The 21163-nt window shown below is 60.0% G+C and carries 21 protein-coding genes; 11 read left to right on the top strand and 10 right to left on the bottom strand.

The features are described from left to right. Positions 1-141 precede the first annotated feature (141 nt). Positions 142-930 (top strand): IclR family transcriptional regulator, encoded by a 789-nt coding sequence (locus AC6CIA_RS18960; protein WP_498314176.1) that lies wholly within the window; start codon positions 142-144, stop codon positions 928-930. On the opposite strand, the gene AC6CIA_RS18955 is transcribed toward AC6CIA_RS18960, so the two are convergent. The 7 genes from AC6CIA_RS18955 to AC6CIA_RS18925 form a co-directional block, all read right to left on the bottom strand. Next, positions 927-3467, bottom strand: a complete 2541-nt coding sequence (locus AC6CIA_RS18955; protein WP_498314174.1) for a LuxR C-terminal-related transcriptional regulator — start codon at positions 3465-3467, stop codon at positions 927-929. The two genes, AC6CIA_RS18960 and AC6CIA_RS18955, sit on opposite strands and share 4 nt — an antisense overlap. Before the next feature lie 377 nt (positions 3468-3844). Next, positions 3845-5212: a DUF1329 domain-containing protein gene (locus tag AC6CIA_RS18950; RefSeq protein WP_498314172.1), complete on the bottom strand. Its 1368-nt coding sequence runs from the start codon at positions 5210-5212 to the stop codon at positions 3845-3847. A 26-nt stretch (positions 5213-5238) separates the two neighbouring features. Next, on the bottom strand, positions 5239-7029 hold the full coding sequence (locus AC6CIA_RS18945) for a DUF1302 domain-containing protein (protein WP_498314170.1): 1791 nt from the start codon (positions 7027-7029) through the stop codon (positions 5239-5241). Between the two features lie 651 nt (positions 7030-7680). After that, complete coding sequence (locus tag AC6CIA_RS18940) at positions 7681-8592, bottom strand: SDR family oxidoreductase (protein ID WP_498314168.1); 912 nt, start codon at positions 8590-8592, stop codon at positions 7681-7683. Between the two features lie 113 nt (positions 8593-8705). Beyond that, positions 8706-9608 (bottom strand): alpha/beta fold hydrolase, encoded by a 903-nt coding sequence (locus tag AC6CIA_RS18935; protein ID WP_498314166.1) that lies wholly within the window; start codon positions 9606-9608, stop codon positions 8706-8708. Next, entirely contained in the window at positions 9608-10390 is a 783-nt protein-coding gene (locus tag AC6CIA_RS18930; protein ID WP_498314164.1) for a class II aldolase/adducin family protein, read from the bottom strand. The genes AC6CIA_RS18935 and AC6CIA_RS18930 overlap by 1 nt, the downstream gene beginning before the upstream one ends. A gap of 196 nt (positions 10391-10586) precedes the next feature. Then, entirely contained in the window at positions 10587-11042 is a 456-nt protein-coding gene (locus tag AC6CIA_RS18925) for a flavodoxin (RefSeq protein ID WP_498314162.1), read from the bottom strand. A gap of 153 nt (positions 11043-11195) precedes the next feature. Here AC6CIA_RS18925 and AC6CIA_RS18920 point away from each other — a divergent pair, with 153 nt between their 5' ends. Next, positions 11196-11663 carry a PAS domain-containing protein gene (locus AC6CIA_RS18920; RefSeq protein ID WP_339533093.1) on the top strand — a complete coding sequence of 156 codons (468 nt, stop codon included), beginning with the start codon at positions 11196-11198 and terminating at the stop codon, positions 11661-11663. A gap of 58 nt (positions 11664-11721) precedes the next feature. After that, positions 11722-12327: a hypothetical protein gene (locus tag AC6CIA_RS18915; RefSeq protein WP_498314160.1), complete on the top strand. Its 606-nt coding sequence runs from the start codon at positions 11722-11724 to the stop codon at positions 12325-12327. Positions 12328-12329: 2 nt separating this feature from the next. Here AC6CIA_RS18915 and AC6CIA_RS18910 read toward each other — a convergent pair whose 3' ends face one another. Beyond that, positions 12330-13289 (bottom strand): MerR family transcriptional regulator, encoded by a 960-nt coding sequence (locus AC6CIA_RS18910; protein ID WP_498314159.1) that lies wholly within the window; start codon positions 13287-13289, stop codon positions 12330-12332. A gap of 219 nt (positions 13290-13508) precedes the next feature. Here AC6CIA_RS18910 and AC6CIA_RS18905 point away from each other — a divergent pair, with 219 nt between their 5' ends. From AC6CIA_RS18905 to AC6CIA_RS18880, 6 genes are all read left to right on the top strand, one after another. Beyond that, positions 13509-14069, top strand: a complete 561-nt coding sequence (locus AC6CIA_RS18905; RefSeq protein ID WP_498314157.1) for an antibiotic biosynthesis monooxygenase — start codon at positions 13509-13511, stop codon at positions 14067-14069. A 58-nt stretch (positions 14070-14127) separates the two neighbouring features. Continuing rightward, positions 14128-14838, top strand: a complete 711-nt coding sequence (gene folM / locus AC6CIA_RS18900; protein WP_498314155.1) for a dihydromonapterin reductase — start codon at positions 14128-14130, stop codon at positions 14836-14838. A 20-nt stretch (positions 14839-14858) separates the two neighbouring features. After that, on the top strand, positions 14859-15419 hold the full coding sequence (gene folE, locus AC6CIA_RS18895) for a GTP cyclohydrolase I FolE (protein ID WP_498314153.1): 561 nt from the start codon (positions 14859-14861) through the stop codon (positions 15417-15419). Positions 15420-15421: 2 nt separating this feature from the next. Continuing rightward, positions 15422-15814: a dihydroneopterin triphosphate 2'-epimerase gene (gene folX, locus AC6CIA_RS18890; RefSeq protein ID WP_498314151.1), complete on the top strand. Its 393-nt coding sequence runs from the start codon at positions 15422-15424 to the stop codon at positions 15812-15814. Positions 15815-15891: 77 nt separating this feature from the next. Beyond that, positions 15892-16188, top strand: coding sequence for a DUF1244 domain-containing protein (locus AC6CIA_RS18885; protein ID WP_498314149.1), 297 nt, complete (start codon positions 15892-15894; stop codon positions 16186-16188). Next, entirely contained in the window at positions 16181-16522 is a 342-nt protein-coding gene (locus AC6CIA_RS18880; protein WP_498314147.1) for a HopJ type III effector protein, read from the top strand. Before AC6CIA_RS18885 ends, AC6CIA_RS18880 begins: the two co-directional genes overlap by 8 nt. A 145-nt stretch (positions 16523-16667) precedes the next feature. Here the strand turns inward: AC6CIA_RS18880 and trxB are convergent, their stop codons facing one another. Further along, a complete protein-coding gene (gene trxB / locus AC6CIA_RS18875; protein ID WP_498314145.1) occupies positions 16668-17630 on the bottom strand; it encodes a thioredoxin-disulfide reductase in 963 nt (320 codons plus the stop codon). Between the two features lie 293 nt (positions 17631-17923). Between trxB and cysZ the strand changes: the two genes are divergently transcribed. Both cysZ and AC6CIA_RS18865 read left to right on the top strand, forming a co-directional pair. After that, positions 17924-18679 (top strand): sulfate transporter CysZ, encoded by a 756-nt coding sequence (gene cysZ / locus AC6CIA_RS18870; protein ID WP_498314143.1) that lies wholly within the window; start codon positions 17924-17926, stop codon positions 18677-18679. Between the two features lie 63 nt (positions 18680-18742). Further along, complete coding sequence (locus AC6CIA_RS18865) at positions 18743-19921, top strand: glycosyltransferase family 4 protein (protein WP_498314141.1); 1179 nt, start codon at positions 18743-18745, stop codon at positions 19919-19921. A gap of 37 nt (positions 19922-19958) precedes the next feature. Here the strand turns inward: AC6CIA_RS18865 and AC6CIA_RS18860 are convergent, their stop codons facing one another. Beyond that, positions 19959-21062 carry an NADH:flavin oxidoreductase gene (locus AC6CIA_RS18860; RefSeq protein ID WP_498314140.1) on the bottom strand — a complete coding sequence of 368 codons (1104 nt, stop codon included), beginning with the start codon at positions 21060-21062 and terminating at the stop codon, positions 19959-19961. Positions 21063-21163: the final 101 nt, after the last annotated feature.

Genomic DNA, 21163 nt, shown 5'->3' with positions numbered 1-21163 from the left:
CAGCACCGCGCCGCCCTCTTGAAGAAGCCTGCGCAGGCTGTTGTTATTTTTATCGTAATCCAATTACGCATAACGTAATTTGATTGGTATGGAGCGTCAAGCTATAAAGACCGCCATTCGTCCCTGAGATACATGCCCTCCATGGAAAAGCCGCTCGCTACCCGCGACACCGGTAAACAGAAAGTCCGCTCGGCCGAGGTCGGCACCGACATCCTCAAGGCCCTGGCCGAACTGTCGCCCGCCACGTCCCTCTCGCGCCTTGCCGAACATGTGCAGATGCCCGCCAGTAAGGTCCATCGCTACTTGCAGGCGTTGATTGCGTCGGGCTTTGCCGAACAGAACGCCGCCACCAACCATTACGGCCTGGGACGCGAAGCCTTGCGCGTGGGGCTCGCCGCGCTGGGCAGCATGGACGTGCTGAAAGTCGCCGCCCTGCCGCTGGCGGAGTTGCGCGATGAGTTGAATGAGACCTGCTTTCTGGCGGTATGGGGCAACCAGGGGCCGACCGTGGTGCATATCGAACCGGCCGTGCGCGCAGTCACGGTGGTCACACAATTGGGCTCGGTGCTGCCACTGCTCAGTTCTTCCACAGGGCTGGTATTCAGCGCGTTCCTGGCGCCTCGGGAAACCGTGGAGTTGCGTGCCCAGGAGATCCAGGCCGGCATCGCGCATACGCTGGCGGACGATCAGGCTTACGCGCAAACCTGCGAACAGATTCGCCAGCGCGGCCTGCACTGTGTGCATGGTTTGCTGATGCCTGGAGTCGACGCATTGTCGGCCCCGGTGTTCAACGCCATGGGGCAAGTGGCGGCGGTGCTGACGGTGGTTGGGCCGACCTCGTTATTTCACGCCGATGAAGACGGGCCGGCGGCCAGGCAGTTGTTGGCCGCGAGCCAAGCGGTGAGTTGGCGCATGGGCTACCAGCCTTAGCCCATCAGACCCAGCGTCTTGGCCTTGGCCACGGCCTGGGTGCGTCGCTCCACCCCCAACTTGCTGTGAATCCTGCGCGCATGGGTTTTCACCGTGTGCAGAGAGATGAACAACTGGTCGGCGATTTCCAGGTTGGAGTTACCCAACGCAATCAGTTGCAGCACCTCCAGCTCGCGTTGGCTGAGGGGATTATCTCCCGTCACCGCCACCTGCTCCTGGGGCTCCAGCCCCAATTCGCTCAACAAGCCCGGCTGACGCAAGCGCAGTTCGCGAATCGCCTGCTGCACCTGACACCGCCCCGCCAGTTCCAGGCCGGTTTGCAATGAGCGTACCGCCAGGGCTCGATCGCCCTGTTGCCAGGCCACCTCCCCCAAGACCAGATGCAACTCCACTTCCAGGCACTGCATGCCGCGCTGGCGGGCGGCCTCCAGCAAGGTCGTAAGGCGAGGTATGGGTTGATCGGCGCAGCGCAGTTTTACCTGGGCCAGCACCAACAGGTATTCAAGCCTGGGGATCAGCTCCAGGGTAGCGGGCGGCGCCTGCTTGGCATTCGGTCCTTGAAAGTGGCGCAGCACCCGGCTGACCGCCTCCAGGGTCAGTTCGGCCCGCCCTTGTTGCAGCCAGAAATGCCCACTGAGCAACAGCAACACGGCCCGGTACACGGTGTCGGGTACTTGCCGCTGCTGCATCAGGCGTTCGGCGTCACGCAACTGGATAAACGCCTGGGCGTAATCACCCTGGTTGGCCGCCAGCATCGCGAGCCCGAGGAAGCCATAAAGCGCACGTTTGTCCTGGCTCTGCTGACAGATCTGCAAACCTGACGCGAGGCATTGAGCGGCCAGCTCATCCTGCCCTTGGCGCAAGGCCAGGTGCCCACGCCGCAGGGCGATCCGCCCCATCAATGGACCCGCCTTGAGGTGTTGCTGACCCAGCATGGTCTGGACATTTTCCAACAGACTCTGGGCCCGGTACGGTGCACCACGCTGTTCCAGCAATTGCGCGTGATCCAATTCAAGCACGGCTTCGAGCAGCAGGGAGCCATGGGCGCGCGCCAGGCACAGCGCCTGGCGATTCAGCGTTTGGGCGACATCCAGTTCGCCGCGTAACAGCGCTTGCTGGGTCAGCCCGGACAAACACATCAGGCGCGATGTCCAGGCGCTGTCCGGCAAATCCTCCAGGGCTTCGAGAAAGTGCTCGCGGGCGCGTGTCGCTTCACCATCCAGATGCAACAACCAACCCCATTGCGCCTGCCAACGCGCCAGCAGATGACGTTGCAAGGAAGCCGAGGGTTGCGGGGTGAAACGCGCCAATTGGTTGATGCATTGCGCCGCCCGATCGAAGCGTCCGGCGAATAACAGGGCGGCCGTGACCAGGCCCACCAGTTGCGCCGAGCCGAGCAGCAGTTCATCCCCATGCTGCTCATGCAAGCGCAACAACAGCACCGCATTTTGCTGGCGGAACAGATCTTCAAAACTGAAGTGTTGCAACAAGCTGACCGCCATTTCGTATTCCTGCGCCAGCAACGCCTGTTCAAAAGCGGCCTGCCAGTCCTCCGCGGCGGTGAACCATTGGCAGGCGCGCCGATGCCAGGAGCGCTTGGCCGGCCAGGGTTCGTCCCGTAGCAATTGGGCCAAGGGCGCGAACACCTGCAACCAGTCCGGCGAGTCTTCCCAGGGCTCGATAAACGCGCCCAACGCCTGCAAGTTGCGCAGGTGACTGGCGCCGTCACCACATCCGAACAGGTGCTCACACAAAGCCGGGTTGAACCGTGGCAAGTGCGCCAGCACGCGCCAGGCCTCCTCCAACTCTTCGGGCAACGTGCTGAACAGTTCGTGTTGCAGATAATCGAGCAGCGTCTGGGATCGTCCATGCCAGGCGCAGCTATCCGGTGGATGATCACCCTCCAGCAGGGCGACACGCACGCCAGCGCACCAGCCCGCGCTGAACTGCAGCACCTTGTCAGCGGTTTGCCCGGCATTCGCATGGTGGCTGATGAGCCGTTGGACGTCATCTCGGTCAAAGGCCAGTTCCGCGCCAGTGCACTCCCACAACTCATCATCGAGCAGCAACCGCGGCCAATTGCAGGCCGGCCGGCGCCGCGCGCCCAACCACCAGGTCAGCGCCGGGCTGCTGGCCACCAGGAGACGATCCAGCAAAGCGTCCAGCGCGGGCGCGGGAACCCGGCAATAATCATCAAGAAACAGCCAGGCCGCAGACTGCCAGCGGCTCAGGTCCATTGCCAACGTGCTCTCATCGACAAACACCAGGCCCAGGCTTTGGGCCAGGCGCTGACAAAAGTCGAGGGGATCGAGGGCGAGCCCATTCAGGGGCAACCAATAGACCTGGACACTGGCCGGCGCCTGCAATGCGCATTCGGCCAGCAACGCGCTCTTGCCGCTGCCGGCCGGGGCGCAGAGCAATTTCACCCGCGCCTCGGCCGCCAGCAGTGGCTCGCTCAGGCGCGGGCGCGACAGATGATGGGAAGACAAACGTGGCATGAATCCAGGACGATCCAGACAACGGGTCATGGCGGTCATTACAGCGTCCCTTTATTATTTTTATGCGGCCTGCGGCCTACCGTAGTCCTGTGGTGACCGGTTGTTGAAGAAGTATTCAGCAGGCTGATTGCTCGACATAAAAAAGCCGGGCGCCAAAAGGCGCCCGGTGGGAGATCTGAAAGACCTGATTCCGCTTTTGTGGCGAGGGGGCTTGTCCCCCGTTGGGCTGCGCAGCAGCCCCGATAATGACAAGTGCGGTGCTTCAGGTACTCCTCGGCGCCTGGATTTGGGGCTGCTGCGCAGCCCAACGGGGGACAAGCCCCCTCGCCACAAAAGCGGTACAGGCGCTTCACTTGCTTAGCTGAACAGCATTGGGAAAAGCCCCCTCTCCACAGTTAAATGTCCGACCTCCAGTCTCAGCGCACGCCCGAGGTGCGCAGCGCTGCGGGTGTGTAGTCCGCCGCCCTGGCGTCAAAGCCAAACACAAAGCTGCTTTTCTCCTCGTTTTTCATACCAAGCGCGAGGTAGCGGCCGGCGATGATGTCGTACAGCGTTTCGACGGTATAGGCCGGTGTCTGATGGTTGTAGTAGAACTGCGCATGCCCCTCGGCGACGCGCCACAGTTGGCCGCGGCCGTCATAGTGATCCACCAGCGCGACCTGCCAGCTGTCTTCGTCGATGTACATATGACGCTTGGCGTAGATATGCCGCTCGCTGGGCTTGACCGTGCCGACGACTTCCCAGACCCGGTGCAGCTCGTAGCGGGTCAGGTCCTGATTGATGTGCCCGGCCTTGATGATGTCGTCGTATTTGAGGGACGGCGAATCGAGCTTGTAGCTGTTGTAGGGGATGTACATTTCCTTCTTGCCCACCAGTTTCCAATCGTAACGGTCTGGCGCACCGGAGAACATATCGAAGTTGTCCGAGGTGCGCAGACCGTCCGAAGCGGTACCCGGCCCGTCGTAGGCAACTTGCGGCGCACGCCGTACCCGACGCTGGCCGGCGTTGTAGATCCAGGCCAGACGTGGCTCTTTCACCTGATCGAGGGTTTCATGTACCAGCAGCACGTTGCCCGCCAGGCGCGCCGGCGCCGTTACCGATTGCTTGAAGAAGGTCAGCACGTTGGCGCCCTTGGCCGGGTCCATGTCCGGGATCAGCTGCGGTACCGCCACTTCCTCTTCAAAGCGGATCGGCGTGTAGCTGCCGTTGGTCTGCGGGGTGGCCTGGGTGATGATGCGCCGCAGGTTGCCGCCGTGGTAACGGGTGATGTGGTTCCACAACACTTCGACACCGTTCTTCGGAATCGGAAAAGCGTAGTAACGGTTGCCGGTGAAGTTCTCCAGGCCGTTGCCATCGTTGATCGACTTGACGTTCAGCGCACTGCGCTTGATCGACTCATAGATGTCGTCCGGCAGATTGACCGTGCGGTGGCTCGGGTACACCGGAATCTTGTAGGTTTCGGGATAACGCTTGAACATTGCCACCTGACCGTCGGACAGCTTGTCCTTGTACTGATCGACGGTGGCGGCGGTGATCACGAACAGCGGTTTTTCATTGGCAAACGGGTCGGCCAGAAAACCCTTGCTGTCCACCGCGCCGGCGTTTTTCGGGATGCCTCCGGTCCAGGCCGGAATCGAGCCATCCGCGTTACCGGCTTTCTCTGCGCCCACCGGCGTGAGGCTGGTACCCAGCTTGGCGGCTTCTTCCGGTGACACCGCGGCCATCACGTTGGCAGCCAACAGGCTGAAGGCCAGCACGCCGCACTGCAAAATCATCTTACGCATAATCTCTTGTCCTTCTTTAAGCCAAATCAGAAGTTCACGCCGAAGCTGAGGGCGAGGAAGTCACGGTCGGTCAGGGTGTTGTAGTCCCCACCGAAAAAGTCGGTGTAGCTCAGGCTTGCGGTGTAGGTGTTGCGGTAGTCCGCATCGACACCGACGCTGAGGGCCTTGGCGCCTTCGTTGAACAGACCGTTGGGGCCATAACCCTTGACGTCATGAGACCAGGACAGGTTGGGCTTGAGGTTGATCCCGGCGATCACGTTGCTGTAATCGAGGATGGCCCTGGCGCGATACCCCCAGGAAGTGGCGGTCACGAAGCCGTCGGTGTCTCCACCAAAACCGTATTGGCCGTAGACCGAATCGCGGCCGTAGCGCAGTTTGGTCTTCGCCTCCAGCCCGCCGACCCGCACGATGGCCGCTTCACCCACCAGGGTCAGGCGTTCGGCGCCCAGGACCTGATCGAAGAACTGGGTCATGGTGGTTTGGAACTGAGTGATTTCCTTGCGACGGTAGCCGGTGTTGTCGGCGCCGAATGAGCTGCTGATCGGCGAAGCGGCGTTGCCGGCAATCGGGTTGAGCAGCGCCAGCGTCAGGTCCGTGGTGTTGAGTTGCACGGGCGCGTTGGGGCGATAGCTGATTTCTCCGGTCCAGGCAGTGCCGGTGGGCAAGGTCGTGGCAAAGCTGGCGCCGTACAGGCGAATGTCTTCCGGATATTCAAGGTAGTACTGACCCCGCCCAAGCATGACGCTCTGGGCCAGCCCGGCGCCGGAACCCGGCGCAATCCCATTGGCCGCGTTGATGATGCCGCCAATCGTCGCCAGGTTGGTGTTGGCGGTGAGGGTGCCCACGGTCGGTGTACGGCTGTGGTAGTTCATGAAGTACAGGCCGTACTCGGTATCGTCGCCCAGCCAGCGCAACGCCATGCCAAATTGCCCGGAATCCCGCGCATCGCGGTCACCGGCGCGGCGCACGATCACGCCTTCATCGGTCACGCCAAAACCCTGGCCAAACGCGGCGGCCACCGGTTGCAAAGGACTGATCGCCGGGCTGCCGACGGTGTAGTTGTCGGTGCAGCCATCCGCGGCCACGTCCCCCCCAAAGAAGGTTCCGCAGTTATCCAGCACCGTCTGGTCCCACTCCAACTGGTAAAACCCTTCCACCGTCAGTTGGTTGGTCAATCCCTGTGAAGCAAAGAGCATGTTGACCGGAATCAGTCCTTCCTTGATCTCGGCGCCCGGACGGCGAAAGGCCGAGACATCGACCGGGTTGATGCTGTTGATGGAGTTGCCGATGAAGGTACTCTCGCCCCAACTGACCACCTGCTTACCGCCACGCACGGTGCCCGGCAGGCCGCCCAGGGAGTAGTTGTGATAAACGAAGGCATCGAGGATCTGCGCACCGCTGGATTTCGAGCCTTCTTTGCGGTTGTGATCGCTGATCTGTTTGAACTCGCGGTTTTCATCCTTGAGCTCGAAGTCGTACCAGTACTTGCCACGGACAAAGACACCGGTGTCGCCGTACTTGAGTTCAAGGTCATGCAGCCCCTTGAAGATCTTCGAAAAGGTCTCGCCTTTCTTGAAATTCTGACGCCCGTCATCGCCGGTAGAAGCCTGGCCACTGCCACCATTGACGGTGCCCACCAGCTTGCTGTCGGCATCACGCGTGCCCCAGCTGGCACCTACCGAAAGTGACGAATCGAATTGCCCTTCGATCTCGCCGATGTTGAACGAAACAGCCTGCGCCTGTGCGCAGCATCCCAACGCAACCGCAGCAGCCAGCGCCTGTGGCCTGAAGATGGCGCGCATTGTTGTTTTTGTCATGCGTCTTCCCCGGTGGTGTGACAGAAGGCCCCACCCTACTGCCCGGGATCAGGAGCGATAAGCGCACCAAGGAGGTATTCGCTTTGTCGCCCGAAAGGATTACAGGACGCTCTGGTCGGGGTTCTACCGACGGCATCGACAGGATGGATAAAGGGTCATCAGGAGGATGGATGAGACAACAGCGTCAACCCAATGACTGTTGCCGATCCAGTAACAGTCAATGTCAGGAAAGAGTATTTTTCATTTGGGTAGCGAGGACTATTCTTGCCGGACTTTCAGGACAAACCGTCCGCTTCCACTCGGGAAGTAAAGCCAGTTTTGAATGGATTGATCCGTACTTGTCAGTCCGTTACCGGTGTTCACTGACGTTGATTTGTAGCTCCTTGATCCAACGTCTTGCTTCGGCCGCTGCTTATGCAGCGGCCTTTTTTATGCCTGAAACAAAACGCGGCGCCGTAGCGCCTGATCCCGGCCTTACCGTTGTAGGAGCGAGGGGGCGCCTAGCGCTTGCTCGTGAAGAACGTCAACGCTAACCCGTGTATTCAGGATAAACGCGGCGCTTTGGAGTTCTTCGCGAGCACGCTCGCTCCTACGCAAAAGGCGGTATCAGCCGGGGCGCTCCGTCGCGATTAAAGAATATTCATGCAACGATCAAAGGCTGTATTTCTGCAGGTTGTCCATCATTTCTTTCAGCGCTTCGATGTTGTCTTTGGGATGGGCCGCCCCTTCAAAATCACAGATCTGTTCCCAGTGGGCCGCCACATCCTCCGGCGAAAACCCGGCTTCAGGGTTGAACCCCACCCCCAGACTGCGCTCCCAGCGGGTTTTGCCGATCCAACCACCGCCCACTTCGAACAAGCCGCTGGTTTCCTGACAGGCTTCGCTGCCCAGGTACACCACCAGCGGACTGACCAACTCCGGCTTGAGCCGCTCGAAAACGTGCGGCGGGATCAGGCCTTCGGTCATACGCGTACCGCCCGTCGGTGCGATGGCGTTGACCAGGATGTTGTTCTTGCGGCCTTCCAACGCCAGCGTCCGGGTCAGGCCATACAAACCCAGCTTGGCCATGCCGTAGTTGGACTGGCCGAAATTGCCGTAAATGCCTGAGGTGGACGCGGTGAAAATCACGCGGCCATAACCTTGCTCGCGCAGATGGGGCCAGGCGGCACGGGTGACTTTATAAGCGCCCTCGACGTGTACCCGGTAAACCAGATCCCAGTCGCCATCGTCCATTTTGTGGAACGTCTTGTCCCGCAGGATCCCGGCATTGTTGACCACCACGTCGATGCGCCCAAAAGCGTCGAGGGCATGCTGTACGATCTTTTCGCCATCGGTGACTGAGTCGTGGTTGGCCTCGGCAATCCCACCGGCCTCGCGAATCTCGGCGACTACGCGGTCTGCCGCCGAGGCGTTCGCGCCCTCGCCCTGGGTTGACCCCCCCAGATCGTTGACCAGGACCTTGGCCCCGTGCCGGGCGAACAGCAGCGCATGCGCACGCCCCAATCCGCCACCCGCACCGGTAACGATCACGACCTTATCTTGGAACTGCACAGACTCACTCATACGGAACTCCAGCGACAACAGTGGACGATGAGTCGAGTGTCAGGCACCGCGCTTCTGGTCACAATAAATACGGGCGAGGCTGAATGGTGCGCGATAAGGCAGAGGGATGATTGTCAGGTACAGGCGAGCTGTGTCGATGCCTGCATAATGCGTTCGCGAAACGCCAGGTAATGCTTGAGCACCTGTACCGGCGCCTCGATCTGCGGGTAATGGCCAATATTGCCCAGCAGTACGGTGTCGGCGTCCGGCACCAGCTCACGATAGCGCGCGACCATGTGGGCACCGGAAACCGGGTCCACTTCGCCATCGATCACCCGCAACGGCAACTCGCCACGTTGCATGGCGGCGACCCAGCGTTCTCGCTGCTGACGGCGTTGAGGAATGTAGGCAATCAGCTTGTGCAGAATACGCTGGCCGTCGTTGTTTTCGATCAGGCTCCAGAAATCATCCAGGGCACTTTCGCTGGGGCGGGTGTCGGGACCGAAAACCTGCCTGAACGTGTCGGCCAGGGTATTGCGCCCAAAGGCCCGCCCGACCATCCAGCCCACAGGGCTGAGCAGCAGTTTCTGCACCAGCGCTGCGCGGTGGGTCTCGGGAAACAGGCCCCCGTTGAGAAACACACAACTGGCCATCTTGAACCGGCCTTCATAGTGTCGAGCAAGCAGTTCCTGAGCGACGCTGTCGCCATAGTCGTGAGCCATGACATGCACCGCCCCGTGCACTCGCAGGTGTTCCAGCAGCGCCTGGTGTAAATCCGCCTGCTCCAGCAGGCAGTAAGTGTGATCCAGGGGTTTGGCCGAATCGCCAAAGCCCAACATGTCGCAGGCGATCACCAGGTTGCGCTGGGCCAGCGGTTGCCAAAGGTAGTGCCAGTCCCAACTGGCGCTGGGAAAACCGTGAATCAACAACAATGGCTCGCCCTGCCCGGCCACCCAATAGCGAATAGTCTGCCCGCGAAAAACAAAACTCTGTCCACGCTTGCGCCAGGCGCTCAGGGGAATCTCGGCCAATGGCATCAAAGTTGGTATCCCGGGTCGTGTTGGTCGAGCTTGCGCAACAACGCCGGCCAGGCCAGTGCACCTCCCATGCCTTGAGCGCTCTTGGTGACACCCGCGAGCATCGCCTTGGCACCCGCGAGCACCTGTGGCTCGATGGCGATCAACTCGGTCCCGCCATTGTGTGCCAGTACTTGGATGTCACAGGCGCGCTGGAAGATGAACATCATCAGGAACGTATCAGCGATAGTCCCGCCACAGGTCAAAAGACCGTGGTTGTGCAGCATCAGAAAGTTCTTTTCGCCCAGGTCAGCTTGCAAGCGGGCTTTTTCTTCGTGGTTCAGCGCCACGCCTTCGTAGGCGTGATAAGCCAGGCTGGACAGCACAAACAGCGATTGCTGACTGATCGGCAACACACCCTGTTTCTGCGCGGAAACGGCCACGCCGGCGGCGGTATGCGTGTGCAACACGCATACCACGTCGTGCCGCACCTCATGCACTGCACTGTGGATGGTGTAGCCCGCCGGATTGATCTCGTAGGGGCTGTCCATCAGTTTGTGGCCGGCCTGATCGACCTTGACCAGGCTGGAGGCGGTAATTTCGTGAAACATCAGCCCGTACGGATTGATCAGGAAATCTTCGGTGCCCGGCACCTTGGCCGAAATATGGGTGAAAATCAGGTCATCCCAGCCATGCATGGCCACCAGGCGATAGCAGGCTGCCAGGTCGATACGGGTTTGCCATTCGGCAGCGCTGACTTGATCTTTTACACTCTGTGGCGATTGAACGGGGGCTAGGCTCACGGCAATGACCTCGATGGCGTGGTGTTTTTATTATTTTCTCGGCTAAAGCGTCAGTCTAGTCAGACCTTGCGGACGCAGGAGTTGCGTTGGCAGCCAGCTTTATGACCGAGCGGGTCAACCCTGAGCATAGTTCGGATTTGTCTAAGTGCCGTCAGCCAAACGGCGCCAATCAAGGCGCCGCCTCGTGACACTGCGATCAGGCACGCAACGCGGTAACCAATTTGGCCAGCCAAGGTTCTGCGTCGCTTTCCGGGGTCACGCTTTCGCTGGCATCCAGGCGTAGCATCGGCAGCACTTCGCGCACGCCCAACTCGCCAAACAGCTCACGCATTTGCTCGCCGCCCGCGCAAAAAGTATCACCGTAACTGGCATCGCCCAGGCCGATAACCGCCCCCGGCAAACCGCGCCAGGCCGCGGGCAACTGATCGCGAATCGTCGAATACAGCGGCATCAGGCTGTCCGGCAACTCACCCATGCCGGTGGTCGAGGTCACGGCCAGAAAAGCTTCGGGGGCAAAGGCCTGAATATCGGCCAGGGTTGCCCGGGGGTTGTGCCATGCGTCAAGACCGGCGTCGTTGAGGATAGCAGCGGCATGCCGGGCGACTTCTTCAGCCGTGCCGTACACCGAGCCGGAAAGAATGGCGACTTTCATCAATCTCATCCTGTAGTTGAGTGAAAGCCTGGGATATTAACAGCTGCCGCCATCGCTTTCAGGGATCCGGTCGCAACATTCCCTGTTGGCCTGTGGACAGATCACCGACTTGTCTTACACTGCCAGATCCAGAAACACGCCATGGACTGCTCGATGATCAACGCCAAGCTGATGCAAATGGTGATCAACGCCACCAACGAAGGAATTGTCGTCGCCGAGCGGGAAGGCAAGGACAAGCCGTTGATTTATGTGAATCCGGCCTTTGAACGCCTGACCGGCTACCACCTGGACGATATTCTTTACCAGGACTGCCGCTTCCTGCAGTCGGGCGACCGTGACCAGCCGGCGCTGAGCGCCATTCGCGAGGCCTTGGACAATGGTGGCAGTTGCCGGGAGATCCTGCGCAACTACCGTAAGGATGGCACGCACTTCTGGAATGAACTGTCATTATCGACGGTTTATAACCCGGCCGATAAGCAGACCTATTTTGTCGGTGTGCAAAAAGATGTCACGGCGCAGGTCAAGGCCCAGCAGCGCATCACCCAGTTGGAAGCCCAGGTGGCGCAGCTCCAGGCCGAACTGGACACACTGCAGGCGACGAGCGGTTCTAACAAACTTTAGAATACCGGGTCTGTAGAGTAATAATTGCCTTCTGCCCGCCTTTCCCTGAGCCACATCCATGCAACGCGACGCGCTTTTGACGCAGGACGAACTGGACTTCATCCAGACCATGCACCATAACCCGCAACTGAATGCGCGCGACGCTTCGTCGAGCCTGACGGTCAACGGCGGTGCGCAAATCCGTGATCTGCTCACCCGCTTGGCGGCGCATGAGAACGTGACCATCCAGGCACAATTCGACAATCAGCAAATGACCTTTCCATTGCAATTGGTCGAAGACGAGTTCCATGCCCTACACCTGCGCCTGGGCGTGCCGAGCATTTTCGAAGACGGGCCTATGATCCGCCCCTGGCGCCTGGTGCTTGAAGAACCGGTCGCCCTGGAAAACATCAAGGGCCAACCCGGCTCATTATTTGTGCATGAGATTTCGTTCAAGGGCGCGCTGGTGGAAGTTCGCGGTCGAAGCAATCCGCCCAAGACCTTTTGCCTGTGGTTCAGTCCTTCGGGTTATGAGCGAATTGCAGTACGTGGCACCCTCGAACGCGAAACGACCCGAGGCATGTTTGCCTACCGCTTGAGCCAAGGGGACGTGGACGAAACCGAACGCCTGCGCCAGTTCATCCTGCAGCAACATCGCCTCGCCCACCCCGAAGTGCATGCCTGATATCAGGTATCGAGGGTTCCCTGGATAAACTGTTGCAAACGTCGCTGCATCAAATGCCCTTCGTTACCCAGGCAGCCAATGGACGTGCCCGCCAGTTGCGAGCCGACCATGTCCGAGACATCTCCCGCCAGCAGGATTGGACAATCCAGGGTCAACGCAAGTCGCGTCAACCGGCGTGGCAATTCGGCAGTCGGCGAATGATTGGAAAACACCACCAACGCCTGAGGCTGGGTCTTTTCGCAGATCAGCGTTAACTCATTGAAGGGTTGCCCCATGCTCAGGACGCGAACCGCCAACTCGTCACCGCTCATCAATACCCCAGCCACCAACAGTTCCAGTTCACGGCACTCTCCGGCGATGGCCGACAACAAAATCCGGGGTTTGCGGGAAACCTGGGCCAGTTGCAGGCGCTGCGAGATCCGATTGCGCAAAAAGCTGTCGAAAAACAGCCATTCACTGGCCTGCCCGAAATGCCCTTGATGGCGCAGCAGCTGAAGCCAGAGAGGCATCAGGATGTCTTGCAAGGCGACCGATGCAGGGTAGGTGGCGAAGATCTGGCCATACAGGCGCTCCAACAGGCGATCGTCGAACGCGCCGATCGCCTGTTGCAAGTGCCGCTGCCAATCGGTGTTTTCGTGTTGTGCGCCGCCCTCACCCACGTTGCGCAGTAACGCCGCCTGGGCATGGTCACGTGCGAGCATCTTGCCGACTTTGCTGACCGCGACGCCGCGTTCGATCCAATCGAGGATACGGTGCACGGTGTCGATATCTTCCCGCGAGTACAGTCGATGCCCACTTTCGGTGCGCACGGGTTGAATCAAACCATAGCGTCGCTCCCATGCGCGCAACGTGACCGGATTGATACCTGTCAATCTTGACACTTCGCGGATCGGGAACAGCTCCTCCGAGCCGGATACACCGCTGAGCGTGGAACCAACAAGCGGATCAGTAATAACGGGCATCAGGTGGCGAAACATCCCTATAAACGCGTGAACTTGAATCCTATTTAACGCACTTACAGCTGTCTTTTTCAAGCGCCGGGCCAACCGACCAGTGTCGCTGGCATATTTCCTCGATTCAGGAATAATCCTTGCCTGTTTTTACGCAGCCACCCAACCCGGTGGCGGCGTCAGGCGCGCCCCCTACCCGGTGCGGCGCTGCCACCTACCTGGAGATACACAATGTCTACCTTACCCGTCACCTTGATGGTTGCACGTCGTGTGGCTAAAGGGCGTTATCAGGACTTGATGAGCTGGTTGCGTGAAGGCGAGCAACTGGCCACCGACTTTCCCGGCTATCTGGGCTCCGGTGTGCTCGCGCCCCCTGCCGATGACGACGAATTCCAGATTATCTTCCGTTTCGCTGACGAACAGACGTTGCATGCCTGGGAGTTCTCGGCCTCACGCAGCGCCTGGCTCGATCGCGGCAGCGAGTTGTTCGCCAACCCTTCGGAACATCGGGTCAGCGGCATGGACGGCTGGTTTGGCGGCGTGGGCCAGCGTCCCCCGCGCTGGAAACAGGCGGTCGCCATCTGGCTGGCGTTTTTCCCGGTGTCGCTGCTGTTCAATTTCGGACTTGACCCCCTGCTGGCCGAACTTGGAATGTTCAGTCGTGTGCTGGTCAGCACCCTGGCCCTCACGCCCTTGATGGTCTATCTCTTCATTCCCCTGTCGACGTCCCTGCTGGCCGGCTGGTTGAATCCGGCGCCAGCACCGGCAAAACCTTGCGAAGCGACCGTTTGAGTCCATTCGACGGCCGGTCGCTGGTATAGTTTTAGCCTGCCTGCGACCCGAGCCTGCCATGACCACTACCCTCGCCCCGATCCTGATCACCGGTGCCGGCCAACGCGTCGGCCTGCACTGCGCGTTGCGTCTGCTGGACGCGCAGCAGCCGGTGATTTTCAGCTATCGCACTGAACGTGCCGATGTACAGCGCTTGCGCGACCGGGGTGCAATCGCGGTGTTTGCCGATTTTTCCTCCGAGGCCGGTATCCTGGCCTTTATTGCCGAACTGAAGACGCAGACCGGGCGCCTGCGGGCGATCATTCATAACGCTTCGACCTGGACCGCGGAAACGCCGGGGGACGAAAGCCGCGCCTTTATCGACATGTTCAGCGTACACATGCTTGCGCCGTACCTGATCAACCTGCATTGTGCGAGCTTGCTCCAGCAGTCCACGCCCGCCGACATTGTGCATATCAGCGATGACGTCACCCGCAAGGGCAGCCGCCAGCACATTGCCTACTGTGCCACCAAGGCCGGACTCGATAACCTGACCCTGTCGTTTGCCGCCAAGTACGCTCCCCAGATCAAGGTCAACGGCATCGCGCCGGCGATGGTGATGTTCAATCAAGACGACGATGCGGCTTATCGCGCCAAGGTTCTGGCCAAGTCGGCACTCGGCATCGAACCCGGCGCAGAAGTGATTTACCAGAGCCTGCGCTACCTGCTGGATAACCCTTATGTCACCGGTACCACGCTGACCGTCAACGGCGGGCGGCATATCAAGTAAGCCGTTTGCGAGGATGCTGTATGACGTTGTCCCTGCCCCACCATTACCGTGAGATCCTCAAGGGACTGGGTGAAGACCCGGATCGCGAAGGCTTGCTCGACACGCCGAAACGCGCGACCAAAGCCATGCAGTACCTGTGTCACGGCTACAGCCAGAGCGTCGAGGGCGTCGTCAATGGTGCACTGTTCGCCTCGGACAGCGACGAAATGGTGATCGTCGCCAACATAGAACTGTATTCGCTGTGCGAACATCACCTGCTGCCCTTTATTGGCAAGGCCCATGTCGCCTATATTCCAACGGGCAAGGTCCTGGGCCTGTCGAAGATTGCGCGCCTGGTCGACATGTTCGCGCGGCGCCTGCAGATCCAGGAAAACCTCACGCAGCAAATCGCCGAGGCCATCCAGGGCGTGACCCAGGCGGCCGGCGTGGCGGTGGTCATCGAAGCCCACCACATGTGCATGATGATGCGCGGCGTGGCAAAACAGAATTCAACCATGAACACCTCGGTGATGCTCGGCGCGTTCCGCGAGTCGAACACCACCCGTATGGAGTTCCTGCAACTGATCGGACGGAGCAAGTAGCAATGCCACAACTGCAACCAGGCATGGCACGCATCCGGGTCAAGGACCTGCGGCTGCGTACCTTTATCGGGATCAACGAGGATGAAATCCTCAACAAACAGGATGTGTTGATCAACGTGAGCATCCTGTATGCCGCACAAGAAGCGGTGCGCGACAATGACATCGACCACGCGTTGAACTACCGCACCATCACCAAGGCCATCATCGCCCATGTGGAAGGCAATCGCTTTGCCCTGCTGGAGCGTTTGACCCAGGAGCTGCTGGACCTGGTGATGAGCAATGAATCGGTGCTCTACGCCGAAGTCGAAGTCGACAAGCCCCATGCGCTGCGATTTGCCGAGTCAGTGTCGATAACGCTTGCGGCAAGCCGCTCAGCTACAAGCGGCAAGCTGTAAGCCGCAAGCTTACGGCCGCCGCCCATACCACTTGCAGCTTGAAGCCTACCCCTTGAAGCTGTCTCGAAGAGCCCCCCATGAACGATCAACAACGCCTTGAACTTGAAGCCGCCGCCTTTCGCCGGTTGGTTGCACACCTGGACAGCCGCAAGGATGTGCAGAACATCGACCTGATGAACCTTGCCGGTTTCTGTCGCAACTGCCTGTCCAAGTGGTACAAGGCCGAAGCCGATGAGCGCCAGATCGAGGTCAGCCTCGATGACGCTCGCGAGGTGGTGTACGGCATGCCGTACGCCGAGTGGAAAGCCCAATACCAGAAAGAAGCCAGCGCCGAACAACAGGCGGCGTTTGCCAAAGGAAAATCCCATGAGTGATCTGAATACCCTGCGCGCCAGCCTCAACAGCGGCGAACACGTGTTTGCCGAGACCCTGGCGTTTATCGCCGCTGGTTACCACTACCAGCCGCAAGCGTTCAGCAACGGCGCCGTGGAAAACCCTGCCGGGCAGAACGAAGGCTCGTGCAAGACGCTGGGCCTCGCGTTGTTGGAAGGCTTGAGCGACCAGGAAGCACTGTTGGCGTTTGGCGAGCATTATCGTTCGGTGCTGGCCACGCCCGAGGGCAGTGATCATGGGAATATTCGTGCGCTGATCGAGCACGGGCTGTCGGGGGTCAAGTTTGCCGCACAGCCGCTGACGCGCAAAGCCTGATGCCGGTCGGGCAAGCCAACCCCTTGTAGGAGCGAGCTTGCTCGCGAATAACTCAAAGGCACCGCGTTTATCCAGAATGAACGCGTTATCGTTGACGTTTTTCGCGAGCAAGCTCGCTCCTACAAGCCTTTTTTGTGCAACCGGTTTAGAACGAAGCGTTCTGCAGCCCGTCGAGGTAACGCTCGGCATCCAGCGCCGCCATGCAGCCAGCGCCCGCGGAAGTGATGGCCTGGCGATACACGTGGTCGGCCACGTCACCAGCGGCAAAGATACCCTCAAGGTTGGTGGCCGTGGCATTGCCTTCACGACCGCCCTGCACCACCAGGTAACCGTCTTTGGCTTCCAGCACGCCTTCGAACAACGAGGTATTCGGCGTGTGGCCGATGGCGATGAATACGCCGTCGACTTTCAGCTCATCGAAGCTGCCGTCGTTGTTTTTCAGGCGGGCACCGGTCACGCCCATAGTGTCACCCAAGACTTCATCCAGGGTCGCGTTGAGCTTGAGGATGATCTTGCCTTCGGCAACCCGCGCGTGCAGCTTGTCGATCAGGATCTTCTCGGCGCGGAAGGTTTCACGGCGGTGAACCAGGGTCACGGTGCTGGCGATATTGGCCAGGTACAGCGCTTCTTCCACTGCGGTGTTGCCACCCCCGACCACGGCCACCGGCTTGTTGCGGTAGAAGAAACCGTCGCAGGTCGCACAGGCCGAAACACCTTTGCCCATGAATGCTTCTTCCGACGGCAGGCCCAGGTAACGAGCGCTGGCGCCAGTGGCGATGATCAGCGCGTCACAGGTGTAGACGCCGCTGTCGCCGATCAGGCTGTAGGGCTTTTTCGAAAAGTCGACCGCGTTGATGTGATCAAACACGATTTCGGTTTCGAAACGCTCGGCGTGTTCTTTCATGCGTTCCATCAGCACCGGCCCGGTCAGGCCGTGAACATCGCCCGGCCAGTTGTCGACTTCAGTGGTGGTGGTCAACTGACCGCCCGCCTGCATGCCGGTAATCAGCAGCGGCTTGAGGTTGGCCCGCGCCGCGTAGACCGCAGCGCTGTAACCGGCAGGGCCGGAACCGAGAATAATCACTCGCGAATGACGGGTATCAGACATGACTCACTCCTATCGACCGCTTGGACCACACAGCGGCTGGAATAAAAAAGGACCGCGAAGCACTTGGGGAAGGCTTTAACTCGCAAGGTCCTGAAAATAATGGGTGCAGCGTAACGAGGTGGGCAAGATTAAGGAAATACGGAATAACAATCCAGCTCATAGGTGGTCTCTATCTCGTGACCGCTATTAATCGACACCTTTGTTACAGTTAATGTCGACATGCTGACCGCGCTTTCGCCCTTCAGGCAAAGCCGGTAACGTCGGCGCGTTCGTTTCTTTGTCCGGAGTTATCAATGCCCGCCCCTGTCCTCTCAGGCCCACAATACCTGCGCGAAGGCCTCAAGCTGGTACTCAGTCCTGGCCTGCGCCTGTTTGTCCTGCTGCCATTGGCAATCAACCTGATCCTGTTCGTCGGCCTGATCTATTTCGCCGGCCACCAGTTCAGCCTGTGGGTCGACACCCTGATGCCGACGCTTCCCAACTGGCTGAGCTTCCTCAACTACATCCTCTGGCCACTGTTCGTGGTGCTGGTGGTGCTGATGGTGTTCTTCACCTTTACCATGCTCGCCAACATCATTGCCGCACCGTTCAATGGCTTTCTCGCGGAAAAAGTCGAAGTGGTGGTGCGCGGCACCGATGATTTTCCTGCATTCAGTTGGGGCGAACTGTTCGCCATGGTCCCGCGCACCCTGGCGCGGGAAATGCGCAAGCTGGGCTATTTCCTGCCGCGCGCGATAGGCTTGTTTATCCTGTCGTTCATCCCGGTGGTCAACATGGTGGCGGCGCCGCTGTGGTTGCTGTTCGGCGTGTGGATGATGGCGATCCAATACATCGACTACCCCGCCGACAACCATAAACTGGGCTGGAACGAGATGCTTGCCTGGCTGCGCCAGAAGCGCTGGCAGAGCATGAGCTTCGGCGGCAGCGTTTATCTGGTGTTGCTGGTGCCGGTGCTCAATTTGTTGATGATGCCGGCCGCGGTGGCCGGGGCGACGCTGTTTTGGGTACGCGAGCAAGGCGCCGAGACGATGCGCGTGAAGAAGGCCTGAGCCGTCACAAATCCATCATCCCGATGACACAATGGCGACATGGCCCACGTCGACACTAGGGCCATGACGAACGCCTTGCTGCATATCACGCTGATTACCGAAACCTTCCCGCCAGAAATCAACGGGGTGGCCAATACCCTTGGCCGCTTGTGTGATGGACTGCGCGCCCGTGGCCACCAGGTGGAACTGATCCGTCCTCGCCAGGGCAGCGATCAACGCCGGCCCAATGACGATGGCCTGATGCTTTGCCGGGGCTGGCCGCTGCCAGGTTATCCGGGCCTGCAATGGGGCCAGTCGTCGATGCACAAACTGCTGCGACGCTGGAAGCGCCAGCGGCCGGATGTGCTGTACATCGCCACCGAAGGCCCGCTGGGCCTGTCGGCACTGCGGGCGGCACGACGCCTGGGGATCAGCGTGGTCAGCGGTTTTCATACCAACTTCCAGCAGTATTCCAGCCAGTACGGCCTGGGCATGTTGAGCCGGTTACTGACTCATTACTTGCGCTGGTTTCATAACCGTTCGACCTTGACCCTGGTGCCCAGCGTCAGCCAGCGCATGGAGCTTGAGCGGCGTAACTTCGAGCGCCTGGACATGCTGGCGCGCGGTGTCGACAGCCTGCTGTTTCACCCGGCCAAGCACGACAATGCCTTGCGCGAAAGCTGGGGCCTGGGCGTTGACGACGTTGCAGTGCTGCATGTCGGACGCCTGGCCCCGGAGAAGAACCTCGGCCTGCTCAAACGCTGCTTCGATTCACTGCAGGCCACTTATCCACAGCGGCTTCTGAAGCTGATCATTGTCGGCAACGGCCCGCAACGGGCAATACTGGAGAGAGAGCTGCCGGAGGCAATTTTTTGCGGCCCCCAGCGCGGCGAAGAACTGGCCCGGCATTATGCGTCCGGGGATCTGTTTCTGTTCCCCAGTCTTACCGAAACCTTTGGCAACGTGGTCCTTGAAGCCATGGCTTCGGGCCTCGGCGTGGTGGCGTACGACCAGGCCGCCGCGACCCAGCATATCCGTCATGGCTACAACGGCGTATTGGCGATGCCTGGGGACGAGGAGGCATTTTGCGATGCGGCCAATTGGTTGCTGGAGGGGCGCGAGAGTCTGCGTCGGGTACGGCTCAATGCCCGGCAGCATGCCAGCCGTCAAGGCTGGCCCGCGATTATCGAGCAGTTTGAACACCAATTGCGCGGTGCGTGCGGTGAGACATTGGGGGTGACGGACGGCTCAAGACTGGTCTGAGCATCGCGGGGCGAGCCCGCGATGCCTGTCGGCGGATTTAAACCAGCGTGGTCAACGCCTCGCGACTGAACGGCAAGATGTCGCCTTCGCGCCCTTCACGGACCTTCACCGCCCAGTCCGGGTCGACCAACAGCGCACGGCCCACGGCCACCAGGTCGAATTCATCATTGTTCAGACGCTCGAGGAGTTTTTCCAGACTCGCCGGCTGCGCCACTTTGTCGGTGTTGACCATAAATTGCAGGAACTCGCCGTCCAGACCGACACTGCCCACGGTGATGGTCGGTTTACCCGTGAGCTTGCGAGTCCAACCCGCCAGGTTCAGCTCGGAACCGTCGAACTCCGGCTCCCAGAACCTGCGGGTAGAGCAGTGGAAAATATCCACACCCGCGTCAGCCAGTGGCTTGAGGAACTCTGCCAGCGCCTCGGGAGTTTGCACCAGCCGCGCGGTGTAATCCTGCTGCTTCCATTGAGAGAAGCGCAAAATGATCGGAAACTCGGGACCTACCGCCGCACGCACGGCTTGAATCAGCTCAATGGCGAACCGCGAACGCTTGGCCAGGCTGCCGCCATATTCATCCGTGCGCTGGTTACTGCCTTCCCAGAAGAACTGGTCAACCAGATAACCGTGCGCGCCGTGGATTTCCACGCCGTCCATGCCAATACTCTGGGCGTCTTTGGCAGCCTGGGCAAAGGCACCGATCACGTCCTTGATGTCCTGGGCAGTCATGCCATGGACCACGACGTTGCCGTCCTTGAGTTTTTCCATCGGGCCATAGCCCGGCACACTGGCGTCCGGCTCGGTGCCGATACGCCGCACACTGCCGACGTGCCACAACTGCGGGACAATCTTGCCGCCTTCGGCATGCACCGCCTCAACGACTTTCTTCCAGCCCGCCAGCGCGGCCTCACCGTAGAAATGCGGAACGTTCGGATAGCCGTTGGAAGCCTGGTGATCGACCACCGTGCCTTCGGTGATGATCAGCCCCACGCCGGCGGCGGCGCGGCGACGGTAGTACTCGATGACCTTGGAATTGGGCACGCCCCCCGGGGAAAACGAGCGGGTCATCGGCGCCATGACGACACGGGTCGGCAACTGCAATGCGCCGAGCTGGAAAGGTTTGAACAACGCTTGGACAGACATGCGAGCACTCCGCGCATAAAGATTTTATGACGCGGATAATATGGGACGGCGCACGCGAGCGACAGCACTATTGATCAGCGTGATTAAGGGGTAAAAGTGCG

The sequence above is a fragment of the Pseudomonas sp. GQ91 genome, from assembly GCF_059758795.1.
The sequence above is the reverse complement of the archived record's forward strand: the minus strand, read 5'-3'. Positions and strand labels throughout refer to the sequence as shown.